18 protein-coding genes are annotated in these 17,922 nt (G+C 45.3%); 15 read left to right on the top strand and 3 right to left on the bottom strand.

From position 1 onward, the window contains the following. Window positions 1–43: 43 nt before the first annotated feature. The 13 genes from EIZ39_RS10170 to EIZ39_RS10095 all read left to right on the top strand — a co-directional run bounded on the left by EIZ39_RS10170 (window position 44) and on the right by EIZ39_RS10095 (window position 13,972). Window positions 44–703, top strand: coding sequence for an amino acid ABC transporter permease (locus EIZ39_RS10170; protein WP_129199867.1), 660 nt, complete (start codon window positions 44–46; stop codon window positions 701–703). A gap of 9 nt (window positions 704–712) precedes the next feature. Beyond that, window positions 713–1,441, top strand: a complete 729-nt coding sequence (locus EIZ39_RS10165) for an amino acid ABC transporter ATP-binding protein (RefSeq protein WP_129199866.1) — start codon at window positions 713–715, stop codon at window positions 1,439–1,441. Between the two features lie 17 nt (window positions 1,442–1,458). Then, window positions 1,459–2,400, top strand: coding sequence for a dimethylarginine dimethylaminohydrolase family protein (locus EIZ39_RS10160; protein ID WP_240675763.1), 942 nt, complete (start codon window positions 1,459–1,461; stop codon window positions 2,398–2,400). A gap of 30 nt (window positions 2,401–2,430) precedes the next feature. Beyond that, window positions 2,431–3,012 carry a helix-turn-helix domain-containing protein gene (locus EIZ39_RS10155; protein ID WP_129199864.1) on the top strand — a complete coding sequence of 194 codons (582 nt, stop codon included), beginning with the start codon at window positions 2,431–2,433 and terminating at the stop codon, window positions 3,010–3,012. A gap of 18 nt (window positions 3,013–3,030) precedes the next feature. After that, complete coding sequence (locus tag EIZ39_RS10150; RefSeq protein ID WP_240675762.1) at window positions 3,031–4,452, top strand: amidohydrolase family protein; 1,422 nt, start codon at window positions 3,031–3,033, stop codon at window positions 4,450–4,452. A gap of 68 nt (window positions 4,453–4,520) precedes the next feature. Next, window positions 4,521–4,700 carry a hypothetical protein gene (locus tag EIZ39_RS10145; RefSeq protein WP_129199862.1) on the top strand — a complete coding sequence of 60 codons (180 nt, stop codon included), beginning with the start codon at window positions 4,521–4,523 and terminating at the stop codon, window positions 4,698–4,700. Continuing rightward, window positions 4,663–5,184 carry a DUF1643 domain-containing protein gene (locus EIZ39_RS10140; protein WP_129199861.1) on the top strand — a complete coding sequence of 174 codons (522 nt, stop codon included), beginning with the start codon at window positions 4,663–4,665 and terminating at the stop codon, window positions 5,182–5,184. Before EIZ39_RS10145 ends, EIZ39_RS10140 begins: the two co-directional genes overlap by 38 nt. A gap of 249 nt (window positions 5,185–5,433) precedes the next feature. Beyond that, a complete protein-coding gene (locus EIZ39_RS10135) occupies window positions 5,434–5,679 on the top strand; it encodes an AbrB/MazE/SpoVT family DNA-binding domain-containing protein (RefSeq protein ID WP_129200251.1) in 246 nt (81 codons plus the stop codon). Then, window positions 5,679–6,080 (top strand): type II toxin-antitoxin system death-on-curing family toxin, encoded by a 402-nt coding sequence (locus EIZ39_RS10130; protein WP_129199860.1) that lies wholly within the window; start codon window positions 5,679–5,681, stop codon window positions 6,078–6,080. Before EIZ39_RS10135 ends, EIZ39_RS10130 begins: the two co-directional genes overlap by 1 nt. A 119-nt stretch (window positions 6,081–6,199) precedes the next feature. After that, window positions 6,200–7,276: a Wadjet anti-phage system protein JetD domain-containing protein gene (locus EIZ39_RS10125; RefSeq protein WP_129199859.1), complete on the top strand. Its 1,077-nt coding sequence runs from the start codon at window positions 6,200–6,202 to the stop codon at window positions 7,274–7,276. Beyond that, window positions 7,273–8,829 (top strand): hypothetical protein, encoded by a 1,557-nt coding sequence (locus EIZ39_RS10120; RefSeq protein WP_129199858.1) that lies wholly within the window; start codon window positions 7,273–7,275, stop codon window positions 8,827–8,829. The genes EIZ39_RS10125 and EIZ39_RS10120 overlap by 4 nt, the downstream gene beginning before the upstream one ends. Further along, window positions 8,810–9,550, top strand: coding sequence for a DUF6063 family protein (locus tag EIZ39_RS10115; protein ID WP_129199857.1), 741 nt, complete (start codon window positions 8,810–8,812; stop codon window positions 9,548–9,550). Before EIZ39_RS10120 ends, EIZ39_RS10115 begins: the two co-directional genes overlap by 20 nt. A 3-nt stretch (window positions 9,551–9,553) precedes the next feature. Continuing rightward, window positions 9,554–13,972 (top strand): coiled-coil domain-containing protein, encoded by a 4,419-nt coding sequence (locus tag EIZ39_RS10095; RefSeq protein WP_164985000.1) that lies wholly within the window; start codon window positions 9,554–9,556, stop codon window positions 13,970–13,972. 45 nt (window positions 13,973–14,017) lie between these two features. Here EIZ39_RS10095 and EIZ39_RS10090 read toward each other — a convergent pair whose 3' ends face one another. The 3 genes from EIZ39_RS10090 to EIZ39_RS27715 all read right to left on the bottom strand — a co-directional run bounded on the left by EIZ39_RS10090 (window position 14,018) and on the right by EIZ39_RS27715 (window position 16,075). Continuing rightward, window positions 14,018–14,443 (bottom strand): hypothetical protein, encoded by a 426-nt coding sequence (locus EIZ39_RS10090; protein WP_129199852.1) that lies wholly within the window; start codon window positions 14,441–14,443, stop codon window positions 14,018–14,020. 347 nt (window positions 14,444–14,790) lie between these two features. Continuing rightward, window positions 14,791–15,087, bottom strand: coding sequence for a hypothetical protein (locus EIZ39_RS10085; RefSeq protein ID WP_129199851.1), 297 nt, complete (start codon window positions 15,085–15,087; stop codon window positions 14,791–14,793). Between the two features lie 802 nt (window positions 15,088–15,889). Then, window positions 15,890–16,075, bottom strand: a complete 186-nt coding sequence (locus tag EIZ39_RS27715) for a type II toxin-antitoxin system RelE family toxin (protein WP_368666314.1) — start codon at window positions 16,073–16,075, stop codon at window positions 15,890–15,892. Between the two features lie 325 nt (window positions 16,076–16,400). Here EIZ39_RS27715 and EIZ39_RS10075 point away from each other — a divergent pair, with 325 nt between their 5' ends. Then, entirely contained in the window at window positions 16,401–16,724 is a 324-nt protein-coding gene (locus EIZ39_RS10075; protein ID WP_129199850.1) for a hypothetical protein, read from the top strand. After that, on the top strand, window positions 16,724–17,419 hold the full coding sequence (locus tag EIZ39_RS10070) for a hypothetical protein (protein WP_129199849.1): 696 nt from the start codon (window positions 16,724–16,726) through the stop codon (window positions 17,417–17,419). The genes EIZ39_RS10075 and EIZ39_RS10070 overlap by 1 nt, the downstream gene beginning before the upstream one ends. The last annotated feature ends 503 nt before the right edge of the window (window positions 17,420–17,922 follow it).

The following is a 17,922-nucleotide window of genomic DNA, read 5'->3' as shown; positions in this document are numbered from 1 at the left end:
TAGCTAATCCAACAAGACTCATATACAGGAGGACATTTATAGCATGGCATACCGTCCGGATTGGAGTGTTATCCCGCAAAATTTCGGTATTTTTGTAGAAGGTCTACTTCTAACCTTAGAAATATCCGCCTTAGCCTTGTTGTTCAGTATACCAATTGGAATCATTGCCGGTTTATTCCGGGTATCTAAGAATCGAATCTTATCCTTTATCGCTGCTTGCTATGTTGAATTTATCAGGGGAGTGCCCTTGTTGGTTCTATTGATTTGGATCTTTTTCGTCATGGGGAAGTTCCTGAATTTAGGAGCGTTCTGGTCCGCTATCTTAGGACTTGCGATCTTTTCGGGGGCCTTTGTGGCGGAGATCGTTCGTGCCGGTATTGAAGCGGTGCCTCGAGGGCAGATGGAGGCGGCCCGGTCATCAGGCATGACTTATGTTCAGGCGATGAGACTGATTATTTTACCACAAGCATTCCGCAAGGTGCTACCTCCTATGGCTTCCCAGTTCATTATTTTAATTAAAGATTCGTCTTTGGTATCCGTGATTTCGGTGGTTGATTTGACTCTCATGGGCAAAAACCTAGTGGCCATTACCTACCGATCACTTGAGGTTTGGACATTTATCGCTGTCATCTATTTCCTTATGACCTTTACTCTATCCCAAGTGATCCGTTACTTCGAACGCAAATATCGTGTGGTGGAATAAGGAGGATCAATGATTACGATAAGAAATGTCTCAAAAAGCTTCGGTGATACAAAAGTTCTTCACAATATTGACTTACAAATCCCCAAGTCTCACGTGTATGCCTTGATTGGGCCGAGTGGCGCGGGAAAGAGTACCTTAATTCGGACGATCAATGCCTTAGAGAATATTCAGGAGGGAGAGATTATCGTAGACGGGGTTTCCGTCCATGATCGGAAGACCGACTTAAATAAAATAAGATCCGATATTGGCTTTGTTTTTCAGTCCTTTAACCTTTATCCCCACTTGACAGCTCTTCAGAATGTGATGATCGCACCTGTACATGTGAAAAAGGTGGATTCCAAAAACGCAGAAGAAAGAGCAAAAGAGCTATTAGCCTCACTTGGACTTGAGGAGAAGTTCCATTCCTATCCTGGTCAACTGTCAGGGGGACAGCAGCAGAGAGTCGCCATTGCGCGCTCCCTTGCGATGGAGCCGAAGGTTATGCTGTTTGATGAGCCCACATCGGCGCTTGATCCGGAGATGATTAAGGAAGTATTGGATGCGATTCGTAAGCTTGCCGGAACAGGGATGACTATGGGGGTCGTGACTCACGAGATGGGGTTTGCACGTGAAATTTGCAATCAGATTGTTTTTATGGCTGAGGGGCGAATTGTTGAAACCGCTGCTCCGAATGAATTTTTTACAACTCCAAAGACAGAGCGCGCGCAAGACTTCTTGGCTAAAGTCCTGAATCATTAAATAGAGGAGGAGTTATTATGGAAGTGAAAGTTCAAGGGGAAAGATGGTTTCCTTCGGAGACGAAGTTTGCAGAGGAAATGAAAGAGCTTTGGGGAAATTGGTATTGCGATTCGGAAGTTGGAACACTCCGTGCCGTTCTCATGCATCGACCAGGGAAAGAAATCGAAGGGATAACAGACGCCAATTTTGCTGAATACCGTTTCCGTGCCCCGATCAACCCAGAGCGCGCACGCATACAGCAAGATGCTCTAGCTGACCTCTATCGTCAACATGGAGTCCAGGTGCATTATGTGCAAAACCAGCGGGAAGATAAGCCGAATGCGATGTTTATGCGCGACCTTGTTTTTATGACTCCGGAAGGAGCCATTGTTTGCCGCCCAGCTATTCCTTCCCGCCGAGGAGAGGAAAAGGCCGTTGCACAGACCCTAACAGCTCTTGGAGTTCCTATTCTCAAGACCATCAATGGGGATGGCTATTTTGAAGGGGCAAGTGCCATGTGGATTGATCGGGAGACGGTTATTATCGGGACCGGCAGCCGTACGAATGATTCGGGGGCTGATCAGGTAGAGGCAGAACTCAGAAATATAGGGGTTAGCCATGTCATCCGAACACAGATCCCCTATGGCAGTATCCACCTTGATGGGTACATGAATATGGTGGACAAAAAGAAGATGCTCATTTTCCCTTGGCATGTTACGTATGATTGTGCCAAAGCTCTACTAGATAAAGGTATCCAATTCATAGAGGCGACCCATATCCCTGAGGTTAAGCAAGGAATGGCCATGAATATAGTAGCACTCGCTCCAGGGAAGGTCGTCATGCCGTCTGGGAATCCGGAGACGAGAACGCAACTAGTAAGTGAAGGGATTGAAGTGATCGAAATCGATATGGATGAAATCATGAACGGCTGGGGAGCGATACACTGTATGACAGCTTTTCTAAAACGCGATCCGATTTAGGGGCGGGGTGAATGGAGAGGAGGGTTCTATATGTATCAGGTCCACCCAGAAATGCCCATGGAATGGATTGGCCATCGGATACGTCTGCAGAGAAAAAGAGTAGGGATGACAGTAGAAGAGGTGGCAGAAAAAATAGGCTTAAGTCAAAGCATGGTATCACAGGTGGAACGGGGAAAAGCGAAACCATCCCTTGATACGATTTGGAAATTGAGCATTCTATTAGATGTGCCCTTAAATTACTTTTTTGAAGGAATTGAGAAAGAACCTGTATTGGTCGTTCCTAGGGAATCTCAAGAGATATTGAAGATGCGACATGAGAATGTTCATTATCGTGTCCTGACACCGCTAACAGGGAGGAAAATTGAATTTTTTGAGCTTATCGTGAGCCCAGGCCATGTGGAGGAAATGACACAACTGCCTCATCAGGGAGAGGAATGCGGGATCGTCATCCAAGGGGAGCTGGAAGTGCTTATTGATGATCAAGCCTACCATTTGAAAAAAGGAGATTGTATCTATTTTGATAGTACTTATCCTCATGCTTTCCGAAACCTAGGAGAGGAAGAAGCGATTGCGATTTGGGCAGGCACCCCGTGGAGCCCTATAGAAAAGTAAGGGAAGGAAGTGTCTACTTTGCTAGATTTCATTATTATGAACGGGACTCTCATTACGATGGAAGGCCGGGGCGTAGGAGTCTTGGAGGACGGCGCTGTAGGTGTGAAAGGAAATCGGATCGAAGTGGTTGGCGAAACTTCCGAAGTGGTGAAGCAGTATAAGGCACACCGATATGTCGATGCCACACGGAAGGTCGTCATGCCTGGACTCATTGATGCTCATATTCATACTGGACTTGGTATTTTAAGAGGCTTATCACAGGATACGGATCAATGGATGCAAAAGGGCCTATGGCCATTCATGGAGGTGCTGACTAGCCAGGACCGCATGATCGGCTCTCTCGTCAACATTATTGAAGCTGTGAAGTCTGGGACGACCACCTTCTGTGACTATGATAGTCCCATGCTCGAGCTCGTGAAGAACCACACTCTCATCGGAACCCGAGCAAGAGTGTGTGAGATGATCAATGAGATGCCAGATGACCTGAGCGGATTGGCTGTAGGGGAACTATATCCCTTTGATCCATCGATTGGCCAGCAGAAACTTCAAGCGAACCTGAAACTGATGGAAGAATGGCATCAAAGAGAAAATGGACGGATTACCTGTCTGATGGGTCCACAAGGCCCAGATATGATGTCAAAAGAGCTGCTGCTGGAAGTGAAGGCACTAGCCGAAAAATACGATACCATGATACATATGCATGTAGCCCAAGGGGATCGAGAAATTAATCAAATGATTAAGCGGTATGGGAAAAGAAGTATTCCTTATTTAGAAGAGATCGGTTATTTGAATCGTCGGTTAATGGCTGTACATCTAACCGAAGCCACACGCGAGGAGACTCACGTATTGGGGAAATCGGGTGCAACGATGATTCTGTGCTCCGGCAGTATCGGCATCATCGACGGCATTATTCCTCCAGCAGCAGAATTTCTCGAAGTTAGTGACCATTTAGCCCTGGGGTCTGATCAGGCGCCAGGAAATAACTGCAACAATATGTTTAATGAGATGAAATTCACGGCTATTTTAAATAAATGCAAAGCGAAAGACCCTAAAGTTTTCCCGGCATGGAAAATCCTGCGAATGGTCACAATTGACGCTGCACGTGCCTTGGGTTTGGGGCATGAAATTGGTTCACTTCTTCCTGGAAAAAAAGCGGATATGATCATTCTCGATCTAGATCAGCCGACCATGGTTCCTCTTGTGCACAAGCCCATTCGTAACCTTGTTCCGAACCTGGTTTATTCTGCGAAGGGCAGTGAGGTGGAAACGGTTATCGTCGACGGCCAATTCATTATGGAGAATCGGAATCTATTAACCGTTGATGAGAAGCATGCGGTATCTCAAGCTCATCAAGCAGGGGCGGCGCTAGCGGAACGCGCTTCTAGTCTAGTAGATTTAGACACCCCGTTAATGACCATGATGCAGCAAGGGTATTTGTAGACAGGCGAAAAGTGCTGCGTCTGCAGAAGGATCGGGATCAGAAGAGGAAGAGGTAGGGGAGGAGCAGGTTGAATTCAGCGAAAGCCTATGGAAGCTTCACCCGATTAGGATCGTATGTGTTTCGGACAAAAGCCCATCTTCAGTACGGTTCATCAGTGGAACCCATCGGTATGTTGTATATGTTGAACCCAGGGGAGTCTCGTCTTGAGGATGAGACTCCCCTGGGTTCAGCTGATGGAGTGTCCTGAAAATAACACCCCCGTCACTAGAGAAGGCCAGCTTATTTTGGATGATACGATGGAAGCGGTTAGGGAGATTCTGCACTGTGCTAATCCGCGGATAGAGGGAATTCTTCCTATCGTGAATCTCTTTAATCTGCGTCATGGGAAGGCCGAAGATGCCATAAAAGTGCATGAGGAAATCTTTGAAAATGAGAACTATCTGAGGTATATACACTCTCCCCTCCCAGATCTCCAAGGCCATCCCTGGGTGTGGTTGGCTTGGACAGTCGCGGATCGAGCTTCATTAAATCCTAGGAAACAAGAAATCATTGAGCATGTGCAGGGGAAGCACCAGTTTGCCATCTATTGTAGGCAACCGAAACATCAAAGTCGCAAGCATCTGTACGCCTATCATCCTAATCCTCGGATTAAGGAGGATCGGGAGCGATACTTTGTGGAGATGGTAGGGATGATGAAGGGATATTATCAGGAAAAGTCGCAAGGTAGATAGCTAGGTAAGAAGACTTTAAGTGGGATTGGGGTACATGACCATGGATGACAGTCTATTTTCTTAATCATTTATGGAACATATTTTTCATGGTGAGTTAAATAAACGGGGAGAGCGGTAGGATATCATCATGAAAGTATGATGGGGCAAGCAAAAGTTATACCAGGGAGTGAAACGAATCCCAACCGCTTAGGAACAAATATAAGATACCTGTGTTATAATGTTATAAATGTTATAACACAGGAGGAAACTATGGTATTAAGAAAAGTAACTAAGGTGGGTAACAGTCTAGGGATCACATTTCCCGCTGAAATGTTAAAGAAGGCAAACATAACATTAGGAGATGATATAGAAATCGAGTATAAAGATGGGGAAATTATTCTAAAAAAAAGCCAAAAAGTTAATTTGCCTGAAGGTGTAGATGCAGAGTTTATGGAGTTACTTAATGAAGTAATTAAAGAACACGATGAAGCATTTCGTGGATTGGTAGATAAGTAATGGACGATGACGTTATCTATCTTAACACCAATCAAGTAATTACCATAAATGCCCTCCAAATACGACTGTACTCACCAAATGAACTAATGGGTGTTAAAGAACCTTACCTGTTAGAGTCGGCCCTCAACCGTCCGAAGCAATCCATCCTAGGAAAAGATGCTTATCCGACTATCCATGAAAAGGCTACAGCCTTTTTTCAGTCTCTAGCCCAAAACCATGCCTTTCATAATGCCAATAAACGGACTGCATTAGCGTCTTTGATCATCTTCCTGAAAATGAACCAGTATCGCTGGACAATGGACACTCAAATGGAACAAGATTTTGTAGTGGATGTAGTAAATCATAAATATACATTTGAAGATATTGTAGCAACGATTAATAAATATGCTATTAAAATATAGTTTAGGGAAAAGCAAGAAAGGCCTTTTCAATGAGAAGGCTTTTTCTATTGCCACACAGTAAATTAATCCATAGGCTTCCGTCGGATCTTGTCGTAAAATAGAACAAGAGGTGATCGGAGATGTTGGATATAGTAAGAACTTATTTGGAAACCGAAAAACGCAAACGAGTTCAAACCAAAGAGATAGAAGGTTTTTTGATGGACATCCTCGGTGCTGAGAGTTATTGGAAGCATGGAGGATATGAGGCGTTGGCGAAAGTATACCAAGAGCTTGAAGCAGAAGGGCTTCTCCGGCCGGTGAAGGCATCAGGCTGGAATGGCAAGATCCCCGCCTTATTCAATACATATCAGCGCTTAACTCCTAGAGCTGAACTCGATTCACTCCTCAAAGAGAAGCTACTTACCTTCTATCATCCGAATATAAGAACTTCCTATTATTTAGAGCATCCGCGTGATTACGAGGAAGATGAGCCTTTTATCCTCAAGATGGATGCATTCTTAAAGCAAGACAATGATGTAGCTTTTAATAGTGACTTAACGATAAATGAGCGATCTTTCCAGCTGTTTCAAAATGAGAAGTGGCTGGCCTCTGCTCATGGCAAGTCCGTATTGGGTCGAATAGGCTTGACATTAGAGAATCTTCGCTGTTACCCCACTTATGAGCCGTTTTTTTATTATCGGCACGGTCGCAATGCTTCACTGCAAAAGAATGCCTTAATTGTGGAGAACAAAGATACGTTTTTTTCCTTTAAATCCTTGTTTCAGGCCGGAGTGTATGCATGGGAGGATCTCGCTTTCGATCTCTTAATCTATGGGGAAGGCCAAAAGATTGAGCACAGCTTCGCTTTTTTTGGGGAGTTGGAAGAGTATCGGGGCTGCGTAACAAGATTCTATTACTTCGGAGATCTGGATCCAAAAGGGATAGCAATCTGGTATCAGCTGAAGCAGCAATATCAGGTGGAGATTCAGCCAGCACGTCTGTTTTACGAGGATCTTATCCAGCAGTATGGTCATGTGGCTCCTTTGAGAACGAAGAAGCAAAGCTGTCCGAAGGAAGGGGAGAGGGCATTTTTAGCTTATTTTTCACCAGAAGTTCAAGGGAGAATCGTAGAGTTGCTGCAACATGACCGATATCTTCCCCAAGAAGGCTTAAACGGCCAGCGGTTGAGGCAATTGTCGCAAGGAGGAGAAGCATGAATCCGTGGAAAGAGATTTTTCAAGGCTTTGATGAGCGAATTCGCAATATTGCGGTCTTTATGCCTTTATTCGATCTAAGGCAAAAACAGCATGAATATCCCCTATTTCCGATTGGGATTGCTATTATGCTTTATATTCTGGAAGACATGCTGCGGGGCGAAAAGGATTGCACGTATGAAAGAGTGGCTTATTTTTTACGAGATTTGCTGGAGGGGCATTATGAGAAGTCCATTTCCTATGAGGAAGCACTGGAATTGGCTTATAAGGTTATTCGTGAAGGTCTGATGAACCAAGGCAAGCCGCAGTCGATGTCTTATCCCGATTGGGAATCAGGAGGGGAGAAATCCTATAAATTTCACCTCATCGAGTTAGAAGACTATCAAATTAAAGATAAAACCGTTCGTTTGCGGCTTTCCACGGAAGGGTTGGAGCTCCTCTTTAAAACGAAGGAAATGTATAACGAGCTGCAAGTGTCGATTACCCAGCTTTATCTGCGGCAGCAGATTCAGAAGGGGGTGTTTGATGGCGCGCTGCGTTCGGTAGAGGAGCTTGCTCTTGCCGTGCAAAATGAGAAGGTGATGATCCGGCAGCTCGAAGAAAAGATTATCCGCGATGTTCTTCAGGTGGCGAGGGAGCAGGAGCTGCAGAAACAAATGGCGCGCATCAATGAGCAGTTGGAGCGAGAAAAGAAGGTGTTCCAGGAATTAAAGGAGCTCATTCGCAACACCTCGGTTCAATATCAATTCGGGAATCTGACGGAAAAAGAAGAGGCAGCTGTCGGGAAAATTATGCGCTTAGAACGGAAACTGCTCGATGTCATTAGTGATCATGAATCCTTGTTTACGGATAAGCTGCGAGTCCAGCATCTCATGAACCAATCGATTGAATCGATGATTTTGCATGCGTTTAATACCCGTCTAAACTTTGACAGCGAGGTGCTGCGGCCGATCGTAAAAGGTCAGGCTCCCCTAGACCTGCTCAAAAAAGTGCTCGATCCCATCTTACCTATGAAACGGCATGTGTTTTTTAACCCCAACCGCCTGTTTCTCGAACAGCCGCTTCGCCGGGCATTAGAAGAACAGCCGGAGGAGGCGCTGTGGCAAGTAGAAGAGGACATGCTGAGACAGGAAGAGGAGCGGGAGCGGGAGCTGCAAGAGGCAAGGGAAACTCGGTTGGAAGACTATTTCCAGCTGTTGCTGCTTCCCTTGGTGCATGCAAAAGAGATTGGCATCAGTGAAATTCTGTCTCAGCTCAAGCAAGAGGAACCGAAGAGATATGAAACCTTGATTCGGCAATTGGACTTTTATCCTTTTATTATCGGTTTGCACCAAATGGGGTGGATCCCGCTGCTCTCGAGCTCGGAGATGGATGCGTTTGTTCTGGATGATGTACCGCGTGTATTGATGCGATTGGTCGATCGCCATCCAGCGATTCATCAGATGAAAGGATTTGAGCTGATTGCCACCGAACAGGTAATTCGACTTGATAATGGTTATGTCATGTCCGATTTTAAGGTGAGAAGGAGGGGTGAATATGGAATGGGCGAAGGATGATGTGCAATGGGCCTTTCGCATTTTCATGAAGCTTTTGGAGAAGGGGACCATCCCGGAGGAAGATCGGGAATATCATTTTGCTTACCAGCGCAGCGAGGTGCGGCTGATAGTCGAAGAACTGATTGAAAAGGAAGCCAGCGTCAAGGTCTTCCAGACTGGGGGGACGCTTTACATCACACCTACCGTGGATAATCTGCTGTTTGGCTATACCAATGCGGAGCTCCGGGATTTGATGAAGCTGCGTGATAACGGAGAGCTCTATCTCGCTTATTTCAGCATCCTTTGTTTGCTGGCCAAATTCTACAATAGTGAGGATCAGTCCCTGGCTTCCCGGCAATTCGTGCCCATAGAGGAGCTCGAACAAACCATTACCGAGTATGTTCAGCAAGTCCATGAGCTGCAAGAGGAAGCGCTGGAACAGCTCGAAGATGCTCATCAGTTAAATCTACGGAATGTAGCGGACAAATGGTTGGATCTGCCGGCTTTTGATGATAAGGTCAAGAGCTTGCGCGGGGCAAAAAACAATCGAATCAGCTTCTTGCTGCGGATGCTGCGTTTTCTCGAAGAAGAAGGATTGGTCGTCGTCTTGGAGGACCGAGAAATCCAGCTGCTCCCGAAGCTGCAGCACCTGGTGATAAAGTACTACTTCCACGGCCAGCGCAAGGAAATGCTGCTTCAATTGCTCAGTGACGGACTAGGGAAGGCATCGAAGGAGGGATAAGGCATGCCGCGTATTCATCGCATACGTGTGACTAATATTCAGTATGATTACGGCAAAAAGCAAATGCCGGATTTGCTTTTTGATACGGGCAGTCTCGATACGCTGTTGCTGCTGGCGAATGGTGGGGGTAAATCTCTCTTCATCCAGCTGTTGCTGCAAACTGTGCTGCCAAGGGAGAAAATGAATGGCCGAAGTATTGCCGATTTGCTGCAATCTGAGCGCTACACGGGTCATATAGCTGTCGAGTGGTTGCTTGATCGTCCGGGAGACCATAAGCAATTCCTTTGTACGGGCTTTTGCTTCACGAATGGACGGAATCAAAATCCGTTGGAGTCGTTTAACTATCTGTTTGAATATGATGAGCGGGCCGAGTGGCATATTGGCTCCTTGCCGCTAATCCAGGAGCATCCCGATGGCGGGCGGCGGCCGATCGGCTATCAGCAGCTTCGGGATTGGCTTAAGGCGGAAGTGGGATCTCGCCTCGAGCTGCCCGAATCCATTGCCGACTACCAGAGGAGATTGCGATCACGCAATATTTTGCATGAAGAATGGAAAAACATTCGGGATACGAACGGCTCGGAAGGCGGCGTGGACAAGTTCTTTGAAAAGAGCAAAACGACGGCCCAGCTGATGGATCATCTGCTCATTCCTTCGGTTGAGGAGATGATCTTTCAAAGCGAAGCGAAAAAGAAAGAGCTGATCCATGCGTTTGCGGAGTATCGGACCATGCTTCTCAATATCCCGATGATCAAGCAGAATCTTAAGGATTTTGGATTGATTCGCCATCATGCTGAAGAGGTGGTCGCGCAAGTGCAGCGCTACGATCAACAGCTTCGGCAATGGGAAAAGAAAAAGACGGAGTGGCTCCGCCTAGCGAAAACCTTCCGGCAATTTGAGCAACAAGCCGTGATGGAGCTGCAGGCCATTTCGGAAAAGCAGGATCAGGTGGAAGCGGTCTTGAAGGAGACCGAATGGAAGGTCGAAAGCCATGAGGTATTCCTTAAGCAGCTGAGCTTGGACAAAGCGGTAAAAGAGGAAGAAGAAGCCAAGCAGGAGTTCGAGCGGGAGAGCCAAAGCTTGGCTCAGCTGAAAAAGCAGGAACAGGAAGCAGGGGCGTTCTTTCATTACGGACGTGCTCAACAATTCCTGCAGGAAGCGGCCGGTATCCGAAGCCGGATCGAGGCGATGGAATTGAGCGAGCCCGAGTTGCAGGCGGCGCTGAAGCACGCGAAACGTCAACTTCGTGCGGCCTGGGAAAAATCATGGCAGGACATGCTGCAGCAGGAAGAAAAAAAGCAGGCGGAATTAGCAGGCCTTCAAGCTCAACTGCAGCAGGTGAAAGATCGGAAGGCCACGCTTCAAGAAGAGCGCAGCCGCTACGTGGAACAGCGAGCAAAGCTTGAGCATGGGCTCGCGGACTATGAACGCAAGAAGCAAGAGGTGGCAAGCAAAGTGTCCGCCGCTTATAGCTGGTCTCCAGCAGAAGGGGTGGAAGCCTACCGGCAGGAGGTGCGTGAGCGAGAGCAGGAAGAAGGGAACCTAGGGCGCCAGCTTGCGAACCTTGAGGGACAGCTCGTCCAGCTAGAGGAACGGTTGCAGGAGATTTCGGAACAGAAGCAACAACTTCGACAAGAACGTGTCCTTGTAGCCGATCAAGTCAACCGCTGGCGCAAGGAAGAAGCGGAGATTCAAGGGCTTCTTGCGGCGCAGTCGATCTACTCTTCTGCACTGATAGAGGATAAAGACAAGATTTTGTTGGACGTGCGGGCTCGGGTGCAGGAGTCCAGTGAGGCGCGATCCCTGCTACAGGCAGAAGTGGCGAGCTTGGAGGAAAAATGGGCCCTGATCGAGGATCAAGACTATTACATTCCCCAGCAGGAGCTGGTTAAAGTCAAGCAGAAGCTGGAACGCTCAGGCATTCATCTCGTGCTCGGTTCCGAGTGGCTGGCCAGCCAAGCCTTATCGCCCGAAGATAAGGCGGCTTATTTGAAGCATCAACCGCTCTTGCCTTTTTCCATCCTGATCGAAGCTCATCAAGTGAATCAAGTGAAGCACATCATGAGACAAGGAAAGGAGGGGTCGGCGGATTCTCCGATTCTCTTCCTCGTCAAAAGCGGGGAAAGTCTAAGAGCGGCGGATTCGCCGGACAGCTTCTTGCCGTTGGTTCAAGACGAACTCTTTATCTATCAGCCGGAGGCTTTCGAGCTTTATACCTCTCAGGATGCTTTTCAAAAGTATAAAAACCAGATGCAAACGACCATGGGAGAAAAAAGGCAAACGCTCCAGGGGCTTAAAGAAGCCGAAGGGCAGTGGTTGAACCTGCGTCATCAGGTCGAGCATTTTTATAAGACCTATTCCCATGGCATCGTCAAGGGATGGACGGAACAGCTGGCAAGGTTGGATGATCAGCTAAAGACCCTTGAGCAGGCTGGGGAGGATGAACGAAAACGAAAAACAGCCTTGACAGCTGAGCAGAAAGAACAGCAAGTCCGGTTAAAGCAGAATGCCGAGCAGCTGCTACTGGCCCAAAGCCGATTGGAGCTTCTCGAGTCGTTTATACCTTTGCACGCTGAGTATCCGAAGCAAGTGAAGCTGAAAAACGAAGTGGAGGAGGCTCTGCAACAGGTCGATCGTGCCCAGCAGGAATGTGAAAAAGAGACGGATCGACTTTGGGAAGGGATCGAAGTCTGCAAAGCGGGGATCCGCGAACAGGAGCGCAGGATGGCTCAGCATCAAACGGAGTATTCCCACTACCAATTAGGCGAGGCGGAGGCGGGAACAGCGGAAGAAACCTATCACACGTTAAAAGTTCAAGTGGACAGCCTCATCGAGCAATGGAACCAAAAGGATCGAGACCGTCAGCTCCTGGAGGATCAGAGGAGAAGAGCAGAGCAAGCAGCTGCTGAGGCCTTAGATGACTGCAAGCAAACAGGCCTAGATCTGGAATGGATTGGATCTCACTATCGAATCGTCGAGAAAGAAGAGTGGCGAAAAATCAATCGAGCCGTCCAGCAGCAACAGCTGGAGCTAGAAACGGTAAGAACGATCTTTCATAGCGCACAGACCAGAAAAGAAACGGCCATGGCCTTATGGAACGAACGAAAGAACCAATTGGAAGGAAAGTTTTCCCTTTTGCCTTATGATGAATATCGTGAGCTGACGCATGAGGATCAGCTTCGCTTTTTCCAGGAACAAGCCAAGAGCATGCAAATGGAACGAAATGTGCTGAAGCAACGATTCTCAAATACAGAGGACTGGAAACGCGAGGTCGAAGCCGCGAGAGAGCATAGCGAGGAGCGATTGCAGGCCAAAGTCGAGCAGTGGGGGGAAGACGTCGGGGTCCTCACGCCTGCGGAATGGATGGCCTACGACGCGAAGCCGATGAAAATCGTAAGGCAATTAGATAAAGAGAGAGAAGCTTTAGAAAAGAGGGTTCAGGATCAAAAGCATGAGGTGGATAAGCATTTCCAGAAATATCTGCGTCAGCTAGAGGAGACGAAAAACCCTCGGGTCAAGCAGTTTATCCGCGACGTACAAGTGATTCTCGATGACCAGCGCCTCTATGACTATGATTTTGTAGAAACTCAGTTTTTGAGGATCTTTGAAGGGCTTGATTTATATCAGGAGGAATACCAGCGTACGCTAGAGGAAAGCGAAACCAGCCAACGACAGCTGACCCAGCTCTGTCTGCGCAGAGCGCGAACGATTTTGGAAAGCGTCATGGAAATTCCGAAAAACTCTCGGGTCGTGCTTTATGGAAAAGAGATTCAATTGATCAAGATTGATTGGCGTACAAGGGATGACGAAGAAGGCTTCGGCAAGATGAATCAGTATTTGCAAAAAGTTCTGGAAGACTTGCAGCGCTGCAAGCAAGAGGGGATGGACGATGACCGGCTCGACTCCCGGATGGAGGATCTCCTGCGCACGCGCAATCTCATCGAAGTCATCGCTCCGATGGAGGAGTGTCGGGTCTTGGTCTACAAACCGCGAAAGGAATCGCTGGTTCGCCATCAGAAGGTGGAATATTCGCCTTGGGAGGAAGTATCTCGCTGGTCCGGAGGAGAAGAATATAGTATTTATATCACCATGTTCATGATCATGATCAGCCATATTCGCCAGCAGACGGAAGGACGACGCAATATTTGGAAAGTGCTTGTGGCCGATAACCCATTTGGTAAAGCTTCGTCCGCGCATATCCTAGAAACCGTCTTTCAAGTGGCAAGAGCCAACCGCATCCAACTCATTTGTTTAACCGCTCATAAGCAGGAAGGAATCCTGGAGCGCTTCCCCGTGGTCTACAGCTTGCAGCTGCGCTCTGCCTTTGGTAAGGAAATCATGAAAGCTGAGCAGCTGGAAACGGGATTTTATCGTTTAGAGGTCTCCGGATCGCAGGACGATCATCAGATGTCGTTAGGGATTTAAGGGAAGAGGATTAGGGCCTGGCCTTTGGGTCAGGCTTGTTTTCCCTTAAAAAGGTAATTCGTCATCTTCGAAACCATAATGGCCTTCTTTTACTCTTTCCATTTCTTCAGGAGTAATGCCAAACGGCACCCCATTTGATGTATAACCAGCGATGAAAAAAAAGGTATCGTCTCCGAACGATTCTACTAGAATCTGTCGTTGCTCCAGCTTTTTTTCTTTCCTTTTTCTTCGATGTTCTTGTAAAGCCTTTAATGAGTGCTTGACCTGTTGCCTATAGCTTTCGTCAATGTGGTACCCCAGCATCTCCAACTCTTTCATAGCGCATAGCAGATCTACTCCAAACCACTGGCTGTAACCTTTAACGATATTTTTACCTTCATATTTTGATATCCAACTTCTCGCATTCTGTAATCGGGCCTGTTGGTTATAACGTTTTCGCCTTGGGGTAATTGATTTTTTCTTTTTGCTCATGCTCGTCTCCTATCTGAATGAAGAACTCCCGAGGTCTTTCCTGTTGATTTATTATATAGGGAATAGAGTGTTCCAGTCATCGTTGAGTTGTAAATGGAGACCACGATATGCGGGATAAAGGGAGGTGAGAAGGAGTGGGATGAGTCTCGGGAATGATGTAGGTGGGAGTACGCTAAATTTAGGTGTAGAATTATTATTAGCACCTTTCGAAAAGAAAGAGACTAGGATCAATTCCATAAAAACGAATGGAGGAGAAAAGAATGAGTGGACACGCTAAAGTAGAACTATAGCGAGAGAATATGGATGTATGGGTCTAATAAATAAAATGCGAAGTTTGATGCCAGGGTTTACTTATAGACATCTCCCCGGGGACCAAGATCTAATACCGTTATACACGACGTTTTTTCAACTCCGTTAGCAATTTCCTGATCAATGCGGTCTAATAACTTTCGTTCTTCCTCCGTAAGGGGACTATTGTCTGCTTCAACAACCAGATCTTCATCAGGATCCTCTATGGGAAGAGGCGGTTTTTCCTCCTGCTCTTTCGATAAGCGTGACAATAAGCTATGAACCAAGGATATGTCTCTATCAGATAGATGCTGAATCAGTTTTACAAGCTCCTGTCTTTTTTTAGTCGCTCCCATTGTTATCACCTCTTTTTTATTATATATAAGGGATCCACTCTTTTACAAAGAATTGCTGTCAAATTATCTTTTTGGCGATACCAGCCTTCGGATTGGCATACTTTTGTTGGTGTCGTCATTGCCATTCTGACATTCATGACCAAAAAAGAAATAGTCCACCTATGAGCTAAGGACTCCGTGGTCTATTTGTGATTGAAGGGGGAACAGATCTCATCCCAGGGACAGGCTTATGATACAATAGCAGGTTATCCTAAAGCACTTCTGGCTTTATTCAACTGAGGGACTGACCCTCATCACAAAGTAAAGTGTAGAGCACTTTGCTGTAAAGTACGAGACACGGATACCTTGCACTAAGGGGGTTAATAGACAGCCATAATCCGGAGCATAGTTACTCGAAAAATAACGGATGGATTTGATAAAGGTTTCACGATCTGCCGTCTCATATTTTCAACTTATAGCCCAACCTTGCTCATCTCTTTCTAACTCCCCATATACTAAAAACTCGAAACGCTGTTGTACATCATCCAAAATATCTTCAACGAGATAAGTAAACTCCATTTTTTGACGAAGCTCATCCTATAAGATTCCTCAAAGGCATCTCGTTCTTCTGCTGGAAGCTCATATGTAGACGTACAAAATGGCAAGCTGTCCTAGCTATATCTTATGAGAGAAATAGGGTAATAAGTCCTTCAGTTGAAAAGGAATTCTTGTCCACGATGTGCGGGAGGGAGGTAGTGAAAAGTGCTGTGGAAGTGAGAATTTTAGGTGTTTCGTTGGGTGTAGGTAAGATCTAAGTATTAAATTATTTATTTTGATAGATACCACCACGAGGTCCAATATCCAATACAAGTATAAGTAGCTCTCCATTGACGATTCGATACAATAACCGATAGTCTCCAAACCTCACTCTATAATCTTCGTATTCACTCCCTAGCATACGCTTGACATGAGGGAGAGAGTAGGGATCCTTCTGTAATTGACTTAGAATTTTATCAATCTTATTTTCTTTGAATAGGATCTAACTTTCGGTAGGTGGGGGGGCTTCATACTCGGATTGGGAAGCATACCAGGATTTAAAAAAGACGACCGAGAAACCTAACAGGCTAGTAATAAACAAAGGTGACGATCAGAGATTTTATGGTTTTACTGAAGATGACTGGGACAAGATAAGAGTTTTATCTCCCACGCCAGAAATCGCAAAAGAAGCGAATGAACAAAAAAACTGGAATCTACATAGTTATGTCCTTTGTATAGAGTATGCAGGACATAAGATAATACTAGGTGGCGATGCAGATAAAGAGATATGGGACTCATTGGCAGAGACTGACCCTGAATTAATAAAAAATATTTCCGTTCTAAAAGCTCCACATCATGGCAGAAAGAAGAACTATAGTCAATCAGCTGTTAAATTGATGAATCCATTATGGACTATTTGTTCAGTAGGTAATAAAGCACTGTTAAGAAAGCCTGATGGAACAAGTCATGATGCTCATCAGAGTTATAACTACTATACACAAAAGATGGTTTTATCAACACGTTATAGAGGTAATATAGTTGTAGAGGTAGATAGTTTTGGGAACCTTGAAGTGAAATGTTCACATAATGCTGAGCTAGAGAAGGAGTTGTACCAGCTCTAATGAATTTACCACTTCAAATTTATGATTTTATAAGTATTTTATTTCCTGGTGTAATCCTATTAATTATATCAAAAGTTGAGTTTTCATCTTTGCCAATATGGAGTATCGAAAAAGGTAGTGGACAACTAGCTGTTCTCTTTGTTGCTGCATATGTGATCGGTCATTTTTTACAGGGAATAACCAGGATTAGTAGCATTAATAAGATAATGCGATTATTTGCGAAAAAGAGTAAGGATTCAGTACAAACAAATTCTACTAAAACATTGCAAGGAAGACATTATTCTCTACCAATTTCAGATCCAGTAGAAGATGAATTCAACAAATGTTTTAAAGGTTTTTATGGTATTGAACCACATTTGTTAGGTAAGGATGAGGCTTTTAACTTAGTATTCAGTCCAATTCAAGATAAAATGGCAACTAGAAGCATATTTGTAGCAATTGCAAACCTTCATAGGGCAATGGGGATACTTTCTCTTATATATTTTTTTTACCTTATAGGTAAAACGATATATATTATTTTTTCACCTGATCAACAATTATTTTTTTTAAAAACTATTCTGATCATATTTTTTACGTTTCTATCCAGTATTGTGTTTATAAGAGGGATTGATTACTTTAAAAAATTTACTGATATTATTCCATATTTCTCCTTTATAGCTTGGTACAAGGAAAAACAACTGGAGAGAGATAGTTAGAACGCTTAAGAAAATTAAAATGTAGTTATAATATGAGTAAAAACAAATCTAAAAAAGCCCGAATTGGGGCTTTTTAGGGGAACACATCGATTAATTGTACACACTGTATACTCCATACATGTGGAGTGTTGCTCACTGTTAGTCAGGAAAGACTAATAGTTGAGATGTATTGGCGGATATATTAACGGAGCGGGTATATGCCCGCTTTTTTTTTTTTTTGAACTTATGAATTAGACGGTTAACGTAGCCGCTTTTTATTTTACCCCCACCCAGTGCCGAATGATTGACTCTTTGACATTTTCGTGGTTGTAAGTCTCAATAGACCTGAGAATAATTTTTCTGAAAATTACTGTGTATACACAAAGAAGCCCCACCGTTTTGGGCGGAGCGTGATGTTTCTCTTAGATTGGTATGTCTCACTTATTCCCTAAGAGAACTATAAACATATGTAATTCATAGAAATTCATGCCCGCTTCGGGGATACCCCCTCAGGTAAGGGACTG

The organism is Ammoniphilus sp. CFH 90114 (assembly GCF_004123195.1).
In the GTDB taxonomy this organism is placed as follows: Bacteria; Bacillota; Bacilli; order Aneurinibacillales; family RAOX-1; genus YIM-78166.
Note: the sequence above shows the minus strand (reverse complement) of the source record. Positions and strands in the feature narration are given on the sequence as shown.

Excerpts from the sequence above, each read along its gene's own strand:
- EIZ39_RS10170 (WP_129199867.1), top strand. The coding sequence starts at position 44 with ATGGCATACCGTCCGGATTGGAGTGTTATCCCGCAAAATTTCGGTATT.
- EIZ39_RS10165 (WP_129199866.1), top strand. The coding sequence starts at position 713 with ATGATTACGATAAGAAATGTCTCAAAAAGCTTCGGTGATACAAAAGTT.
- EIZ39_RS10160 (WP_240675763.1), top strand. The coding sequence starts at position 1,459 with ATGGAAGTGAAAGTTCAAGGGGAAAGATGGTTTCCTTCGGAGACGAAG.
- EIZ39_RS10155 (WP_129199864.1), top strand. The coding sequence starts at position 2,431 with ATGTATCAGGTCCACCCAGAAATGCCCATGGAATGGATTGGCCATCGG.
- EIZ39_RS10140 (WP_129199861.1), top strand. The coding sequence starts at position 4,663 with ATGAGACTCCCCTGGGTTCAGCTGATGGAGTGTCCTGAAAATAACACC.
- EIZ39_RS10135 (WP_129200251.1), top strand. The coding sequence starts at position 5,434 with ATGGTATTAAGAAAAGTAACTAAGGTGGGTAACAGTCTAGGGATCACA.
- EIZ39_RS10130 (WP_129199860.1), top strand. The coding sequence starts at position 5,679 with ATGGACGATGACGTTATCTATCTTAACACCAATCAAGTAATTACCATA.
- EIZ39_RS10125 (WP_129199859.1), top strand. The coding sequence starts at position 6,200 with ATGTTGGATATAGTAAGAACTTATTTGGAAACCGAAAAACGCAAACGA.
- EIZ39_RS10120 (WP_129199858.1), top strand. The coding sequence starts at position 7,273 with ATGAATCCGTGGAAAGAGATTTTTCAAGGCTTTGATGAGCGAATTCGC.
- EIZ39_RS10115 (WP_129199857.1), top strand. The coding sequence starts at position 8,810 with ATGGAATGGGCGAAGGATGATGTGCAATGGGCCTTTCGCATTTTCATG.
- EIZ39_RS10095 (WP_164985000.1), top strand. The coding sequence starts at position 9,554 with ATGCCGCGTATTCATCGCATACGTGTGACTAATATTCAGTATGATTAC.
- EIZ39_RS10090 (WP_129199852.1), bottom strand. The coding sequence starts at position 14,443 with ATGAGCAAAAAGAAAAAATCAATTACCCCAAGGCGAAAACGTTATAAC.
- EIZ39_RS10085 (WP_129199851.1), bottom strand. The coding sequence starts at position 15,087 with ATGGGAGCGACTAAAAAAAGACAGGAGCTTGTAAAACTGATTCAGCAT.
- EIZ39_RS10070 (WP_129199849.1), top strand. The coding sequence starts at position 16,724 with ATGAATTTACCACTTCAAATTTATGATTTTATAAGTATTTTATTTCCT.